General features: G+C 74.8%; 8 protein-coding genes. 2 read left to right on the forward strand and 6 right to left on the reverse strand.

From position 1 onward, the window contains the following. The first annotated feature begins 84 nt into the window (after nucleotides 1–84). Nucleotides 85–486, forward strand: coding sequence for a YchJ family metal-binding protein (locus AB0K34_RS34520; protein ID WP_138636042.1), 402 nt, complete (start codon nucleotides 85–87; stop codon nucleotides 484–486). Here AB0K34_RS34520 and AB0K34_RS34525 read toward each other — a convergent pair. The 3 genes from AB0K34_RS34525 to AB0K34_RS34535 are packed head-to-tail and all read right to left on the reverse strand — an operon-like array spanning nucleotide 483 to nucleotide 2,908. Then, on the reverse strand, nucleotides 483–890 hold the full coding sequence (locus tag AB0K34_RS34525; protein ID WP_138636043.1) for a cupin domain-containing protein: 408 nt from the start codon (nucleotides 888–890) through the stop codon (nucleotides 483–485). The two genes, AB0K34_RS34520 and AB0K34_RS34525, sit on opposite strands and share 4 nt — an antisense overlap. Next, nucleotides 891–1,712, reverse strand: a complete 822-nt coding sequence (locus AB0K34_RS34530; protein ID WP_138636044.1) for a phosphoenolpyruvate hydrolase family protein — start codon at nucleotides 1,710–1,712, stop codon at nucleotides 891–893. Continuing rightward, nucleotides 1,709–2,908 carry a Tm-1-like ATP-binding domain-containing protein gene (locus AB0K34_RS34535; RefSeq protein WP_364553116.1) on the reverse strand — a complete coding sequence of 400 codons (1,200 nt, stop codon included), beginning with the start codon at nucleotides 2,906–2,908 and terminating at the stop codon, nucleotides 1,709–1,711. Before AB0K34_RS34535 ends, AB0K34_RS34530 begins: the two co-directional genes overlap by 4 nt. A 123-nt stretch (nucleotides 2,909–3,031) precedes the next feature. Here AB0K34_RS34535 and AB0K34_RS34540 point away from each other — a divergent pair, with 123 nt between their 5' ends. Beyond that, nucleotides 3,032–3,775: a GntR family transcriptional regulator gene (locus tag AB0K34_RS34540; protein ID WP_301175383.1), complete on the forward strand. Its 744-nt coding sequence runs from the start codon at nucleotides 3,032–3,034 to the stop codon at nucleotides 3,773–3,775. 1 nt (nucleotide 3,776) lies between these two features. Here the strand turns inward: AB0K34_RS34540 and AB0K34_RS34545 are convergent, their stop codons facing one another. From AB0K34_RS34545 to AB0K34_RS34555, 3 genes are all read right to left on the reverse strand, one after another. Further along, entirely contained in the window at nucleotides 3,777–4,472 is a 696-nt protein-coding gene (locus AB0K34_RS34545) for an ABC transporter ATP-binding protein (RefSeq protein WP_138636047.1), read from the reverse strand. Continuing rightward, nucleotides 4,465–5,382: an ABC transporter ATP-binding protein gene (locus AB0K34_RS34550; RefSeq protein WP_138636048.1), complete on the reverse strand. Its 918-nt coding sequence runs from the start codon at nucleotides 5,380–5,382 to the stop codon at nucleotides 4,465–4,467. Before AB0K34_RS34550 ends, AB0K34_RS34545 begins: the two co-directional genes overlap by 8 nt. After that, nucleotides 5,382–6,979, reverse strand: a 1,598-nt coding sequence (locus tag AB0K34_RS34555; RefSeq protein ID WP_364553118.1) for an FtsX-like permease family protein, incomplete at its 5' end; no start/stop codon positions are given. The genes AB0K34_RS34555 and AB0K34_RS34550, both read right to left, overlap by 1 nt.

A 6,979-nucleotide genomic window follows, 5' to 3' on the forward strand; every position in this document is an offset into this window, starting at 1 on the left:
CCCCCTAGACGATCGGCGGACGCCCCGATCAGACATCCCCGCGAAGAATCATGGTTCCGCGAGCATGCCTCCTCGCAGGGCAGAATGCGGGCTGTGGCCAAGAAATGTCCGTGCGGTGTCGGCGCCCGGTATCGGGACTGCTGCGGCCGGTTGCACCGGGGTGAGGGTTCGGCGGAGACGGCCGGGGAGCTGATGCGGTCGCGGTTCAGCGCGTTCGCCGTCGAGGACGAGGCGTACCTGCTGCGCACGTGGCACCCGGCGACCCGCCCGGAGCGCGTCGGCTTCGACGGCGGCACCCGCTGGACGGGGCTCGACGTCGTCCGGGAGGAGGACGGCGGCCCGGCGGACGAGAAGGGCGTCGTCGAGTTCCGCGCCCGCTACCTGGCGGACGGGCGGCCCGGCGAGATGCACGAGGTCAGCCGGTTCGTCCGCCGGGACGGCGACTGGGTCTACGTCCGCGGCAAGATCATCGAACCGGGCGGCTAGGCCCGGTTCCACTCCGGGACGGCGCCGGGGTCGTGGCGGCAGAAGTCGGGGGCGCCTTCGAGGGCCTTCTCCTCGCCGCCCGGCGTGTACGTCACGATGAGGCGCAGCGGCCGCCACGTCGTGTTGTACGTGGAGTGCCAGACGCCCTTCGGGATGTGGACGGCGTCGCCCTCGCGGATCGGGAAGGGCTCGCCGTCGTCCACCATCTGCGTCGCCTCGCCGGAGATCACGTAGATGACCTCCTCGGCGCCGGGGTGGTTGTGCCGCGCGTGCCCCTTGCCGGGGTTGACGATCACCTCGCCCAGCGTGCTGCCCGCGCCCTCCACGCTCGACGGGGTGACGAACCACTTGATGGACCCCCAGTCGAACGACATCGTCGCCACGTCGTCGGGACCGACTCGCATTCACAGCTCCAGGTTCTTGAAGGCGGCGACCTGCTCGGTGATGGCCCGCTCGGTCGGCAGGCGCTCGACGGAGGACGCGCCGAAGAAGCCGACGACGCCCTCCGTGTGCGACAGGACGTAGGCGGCGTCCTCGGGTTCGGCGATGGGGCCGCCGTGGCAGAGGACGACGATGTCGGGGCGGACGGCGAACGCGGCGTCCCGCATGGCCTGCACCCGCTCGACCGCCTCGTCCAGCGTCAGCGCGGTGCCCGCGCCGATGCTGCCCTTGGTGGTGAGTCCGACGTGCGGGACGAGGACGTCCGCGCCGGCCTCCGCCATGGCGCGCGCCTGGTCCTCGTCGAAGACGTACGGGGCGGTGACGAGGCCGCGCTCGTGCGCGAGCCGCACCATCTCGACCTCCAGGGCGTACCCCATGCCGGTCTCTTCGAGGTTCTGCCGGAACACGCCGTCGTAGAGGCCCACCGTGGGGAAGTTCTGGACGCCCGCGAACCCCATCGCCTTCAACTGGTCGAGGAAGACCGGCATCAGCCGGAACGGGTCGGTGCCGCACACCCCGGCCAGGACGGGCGTGCTCTTGACGACCGGCAGCACCTCCGACGCCATCTCCACCACGATCTGGTTGGCGTCCCCGTAGGGCAGCAGCCCGGCCAGCGAGCCGCGCCCGGCCATCCGGTACCGGCCCGAGTTGTAGATGATGATCAGGTCGACGCCGCCGGCCTCCGCGCACTTGGCGGACAGCCCGGTGCCCGCCCCCGCGCCGATGATCGGTTTGCCCTCCGCGGTGGCGTTCCGCAGCCGGAACAGGACCGTGTCGCGGTTCACCGCGCCCCCTCCGTGATCAGCTTGTGCAGCCGGTCGGCCATCGCGCGGCCGAACGCCGGGTCGTTGATGTTCATGTCGAGCCTTTCGGTCTCCACGGCGCCCTCCAGGGCCGCGAAGCACGCCTCGTCCGCCTCCGGATCGTGGAAGGGCATCCCCGGCGCGTCCAGCGCCGACACGCCCTGGAGGGGCAGGAAGAGCACGGTCGGGCCGGTGGCCGCGGCGAGCTTCCCGGCGACCCGCCGCCCGAGTTCGGCCATCTCGTCCCGCGTCGTCCGCATCAGCGTCACGGTCGGGTTGTGGACGTAGAGGTTGCGGTCCTGGAAGCGCTCCGGCACCGTCGCGAGCGGGCCGAAGTTGACCATGTCGAGCGCGCCGGGCGCCACGACCTGCGGGACGCCGGTCTTGCCCGCCGCCGTGAGCCGGTCGGGCCCCGCCGACAGGACGCCGCCGACGAGGTCGTCGGCGAGTTCGGTCGTGGTGAGGTCCAGGACGCCGGCCAGGAGCCCGCTCTCGGCGAGCCCTTCGAGGGCCTGCCCGCCGGCGCCGGTCGCGTGGAAGACGAGCACCTCGTAGCCCAGCTCGTCCAGCCGCTCCCGCGCCGCCTCGACGGCCGGCGTGGTGACGCCGAACATCGACGCCCCGACGAGCGGCCGGTCGTCCATGACCGGGGCGGGCGCCGCGTACGCCTTCGCCATCCCGGCCGCCGCGGCCGCCGCGTTCCCGAGGACGAGCCGCGACACCCGGTTCACGCCCGCGATGTCGACGACGCTGTACATCATCGCCACGTCCTTGGCCCCGACGTAGGGCGCGACGTCCCCGGCCGCCATCGTGGACACGATCAGCTTGGGCACGCCGATGGGCAGGTCGCGGACGGCCCGCGCCGCGATCGACGACCCGCCGCTGCCGCCGACGGCGAGCACGGCGTCGACCCGGTCCAGCTCGGCGAGGACGGCCGCGGCGCCCTCGCCCATCGCGGTGACGGCGGCTCCGCGGTCCCCGGCGTCGCGCAGCACCTGGAGGGACGCGCCCCCGGCCCGCGCGACCTCGTCGGCCGGGACGTCGGCCTCCGCCTGCGGCGGGCGGACCCCCGCGTCCACGAGGACCACGTCGCAGCCGAGCCGGCGCAGCCGGTCGCGCAGCCACGCGTACTCGTCCCCCTTGGTGTCGAGCGTCCCCACCAGAACCACGGTCGCCATGAACGATCACTTCCCGCCCGATCGCCCACCCAACCGGCGCAACGTCCGGGCAACGGATCGGCTGCGATCATTCCGGCAGGAACACCCACAAAACGATCATCCACGTCGTCAGCCGGAGTGACCGTGACCAGACCCGCATACCTCCGCATCGCCGATGACCTGCGCCGGCAGATCGCCGACGGCCGCCTGGTCCCCGGCGACCGGGTCCCCTCCCGGTACAAGCTCGCGGGCGAGCACGGCGTCTCCGACCGGGTGGCGGTCGAGGCGGTCCGGCTGCTGGTGTCCGAGGGCTACGTGGTGTCCCGCTCGGGCAGCGGCACGTACGTGCGGCGGCGCCCGCAGGTGCGGCGCCTCACCAGCGCCTGGTACCGCGCCAACGGCCGGGCGGGCTCCCCGTTCCGCGCGGACATGGAGGCGCAGGGCCACGAGGGCACGTGGCTGTCGGGCTCGGAGACCGACAAGGCGTCGCCGGACGTCGCCGAACGCCTCCGCATCCCGGTGGGAGAGCCGGTGATGGTGACGCGCTACACCTTCTTCGCCGGCGACCAGCCCGTCATGCTGTCCACGTCCTGGGAGCCGCTCGACCTGACCTGGGGCACGCCGGTGATGATGCCGGAGGAGGGGCCGCAGGCCGGGGCGGGCGTGGTCGCGCGGATGCGGGCCATCGGCCGGGACGTGGCGCAGGCCACCGAGGTCGTCACGGCGCGGCCCGTCCTCGCGGACGAGGCCGAGCGGCTCCGCGCGCCGATGGGGTCCGTCGTGATGGTGATCCGGCGCACCTACAGCGGGGACCGGCCCGTCGAGACCGCCGACATCGTGGTCCCCGCCGACCGCTACGAGCTCTCCTACACGGTGCCCGTCGAGTGACTCAGCCGGCCGGGACGGTCGCCTCGGTGATCACGCCGTCCTCCAGGCTCAGCACCCGGTCGGCCTCGGAGAGCAGCCCCTGGTCGTGCGTGGCCACCAGGACCGTGACGCCCTCGCTGGCCACCACCGCGCGCAGCAGCGGCATGATCGCGGCGGCCGTCTCGGAGTCGAGCTGGCCGGTCGGCTCGTCGGCCAGCAGCAGCCGCGGGCGGTTGGCGAGGGCCCGCGCGATCGCGACGCGCTGCCGCTGCCCGCCGGACAGCTCGTAGGGGCGCTGGGCGGCGTGGTCCCCGAGCCCGACCAGGGCGAGCAGGACGCGGACGCGCTCGTCGCGCTCCTTCGGGTCCGTCCGGACGAGCCGCAGCGGCACCTCGACGTTCTCGGCGGCCGACAGCACCGGGATCAGCCCGTGCGACTGGAAGACGTAGCCGATGTGGTCGCGGCGCAGCGCCAGCAGGTCGTTCTCGGGGAGGGCGCCGACGTCGCGGCCGTCGACGCGGACGGTGCCGCCGTCCGGGGTGTCGAGGCCGCCGATCAGGTTGAGCAGCGTCGTCTTGCCGGAGCCGGACCGGCCCTTGATCGCGACGAGCTGCCCCGCGTCGACGCTGAACGACGCGCCGCGCAGCGCCGGGACCTCGATCTTGCCGGTGCGGTAGACGCGGGTCAGGTCCTCGACGGCCACCATCGGGTCACTCATGCGGTTCCTCCCGGTCCGGCCAGACGCCGACGTGGTCGCTCTCCAGCGCGAGGCGGACGCGGTCGCGCATGTCGAGGGACTCGGTGAACGCGGCGGGCAGCTGGACGCGCCCGGCGCGGTCGAGCAGGGCGTACTCCTCGGCGGTGCCGCCGCCGCGGCGGACCTCGACGCTGGTGCGGCCGTCGCGGATCCCGACGGTCCGGTCGACGCGCTCGGACACCTGCGCGTCGTGGGTGACGACGACGGTGGTGGTGCCGAGCTCCTCGTTGACGCGGCGCAGCGCGGCGAACACCCCGGCGGCGGTGGCGGTGTCGAGCTCGCCGGTGGGCTCGTCGGCGAGCACGACCTTGGGCTCGTTGGCGACGGCGACGGCGATCGCGATGCGCTGCTGCTGGCCGCCGGACAGCTCGGCGGGGCGCCGGTTCGCGCAGTCGCCGACGTCCAGCATGCCGAGCAGCTCGGCGGCGCGGGTGGCGCGCTCGCGCCGGGACCGCCCGGCGAACCGCATGGGCAGCTCGACGTTCTGCACGGCGGTCAGGTACGGCAGGAGGTTGCGGGACGTCTGCTGCCAGATGAACCCGACCTGCTCGCGGCGGAACCGGAGCCGCTCCTTGGACGCCATCGTGAGCAGGTCGGACCCGGCGACGCGGGCGACGCCCGCGGTCGGCACGTCCAGGCCGGACAGGATGTTCAGCAGCGTCGACTTCCCGGAGCCGGACGCGCCGACGATGGCGACCAGCTCGCCGGGGTCCACCAGGAGGTCGAGGCCCTGGAGCGCGACGACCTCGATGCCGTCCGTCTTGTAGATGCGGACCAGGTTGTCGCAGACGATGTGGGCGCCCTCGCCGTAAACCGGCCCGCGTTCGGCTGCGCGGCGTTCCAGTTCGGCGAGGTCGGGTGCGTCGGTCATCAGTCCCCCGTTCTCAGGACGGTGCCGGGGCGGGCGTCGAAGAGCCGGTCGACGGCGACGGCCGCGGCGGCGGCGAGCAGCAGCGCGCCGACGAGGCCGAGCAGCGCGGCGAGGCCGGGCGTGTGGGCGGTGACGGCGAACCCGCCGGTGTAGGGGCGCAGGTCGACGACCGGCCCGGTGATCTCCGGCAGCAGCAGGCCGAGCACCCAGCCGGCGCCGACGGCGCAGAGCAGCACGGGCGCGATCTCGACGAGCGCGAGGCCGCGGCTCTGCCTCCGGCTGAGGCCGAGGGCGCGCAGGTGGGCGACGGTGCGGCCGCGAGCGCGCGCGCCGACGACGAGGACGAGCAGCACCGCGAGCAGGCCGTACGCGCCGCCGATGAGCGCCCCGTCGCGGAACGTCTCGTGGACGACCGTCACCAGCGGCGTGTCGGTCATGGCCTTCTGGACGTCCCGGCGCATCCGCACGTCCCGGCCGGGGGCGGCGGCGCGCAGGGCCTTCGCGTCCACGTTCCCGGTGACGAACACCTGGGACGGGAAGCCCGTCTCACCGGCGATCAGCTTGTACGGGACGACGACGAACGCGGTGCCGGTCCCCTGCCCGGGGAACCGCTCGACCTGCCCGGCCGGCTTGACGTCGATCGAGGTCATCCCGGGGCGGCCGAGCGTCACCGGGCCGTTTCCGAGGGTGCGGGCGGCGAGCGGCGACAGGTAGGCGCCCGTCCCGGACGGCAGGCCGGGGACGCCGGGGGCGAGCTTGCGGTAGGCGTCGAGGTCCACGCCGACCAGTGTCAGCGGCGCCGGGTCGGAGGCGCTGGTGACGCCGGTGATGACCCGGGCCGGGACCGCGCCCGTCACGCCGGGCAGGGCGCGGATGCGGGCCAGCGCCGCCTCGTCCACCGGCCCGGCCTCGATCCGCGCGTCGCCGCCGGTGTCCGACCAGGACGCGCGCACCTGCCCGTCCCGCAGGGCGGTGTCGACGGTGGCGGCGAAGCCGGCGACGGTCGCGGCCAGCAGCAGGACGGCGAGCGGCAGCGCCCCCACGAGGCTCTGCCGGGACGCGCGGGCCACGCCGAGGAACGCGACCGCGCCGCTGCGCCGCCGCAGGAACGGCCCGGCGGCGCGCAGCAGGTACGGGTAGCCGCGCAGGACGAGCACGCCGAGCGCCGCGCCGAGCAGCACCGGGACGGCGGCGACGAGCGGGTCGGTCCCGGCGGACGCGCCGCGCCGCCGCAGCAGCACCACGCCGATCACGGCGAGCGCGACCAGCAGCACGTCCAGGACGAGCCGCCGCGCGGACGGCCGCACGGACACCAGGTCGTCGCGCCGGTCGGCGACGGAGCCGAGGCCGCCGCCCCGCTCCCGCCACACCGAGGCGGCGGAGACGAGCAGCACGGCGGCCACCAGCGCGGCGACCGCGTAGGCGGACACGGGCTGCGGCGGGCCGGCGTCCAGCAGCCGACCCGCGAGGTACCCGAGCAGGGCGGCGGGGACGGCGGCGAGCGCGGTGAGCCCGACGGCGGGGCCGGCGAGCTGCCGCAGCGACGCGCCGCGCGCCCGCATCGTGCCGAGCACCGGCCGGAGCCGGTCGGCGAGCA

It is taken from the genome of Actinomadura sp. NPDC049382 (assembly GCF_040677125.1).
Lineage (GTDB): Bacteria > Actinomycetota > Actinomycetes > Streptosporangiales > Streptosporangiaceae > Spirillospora > Spirillospora geliboluensis.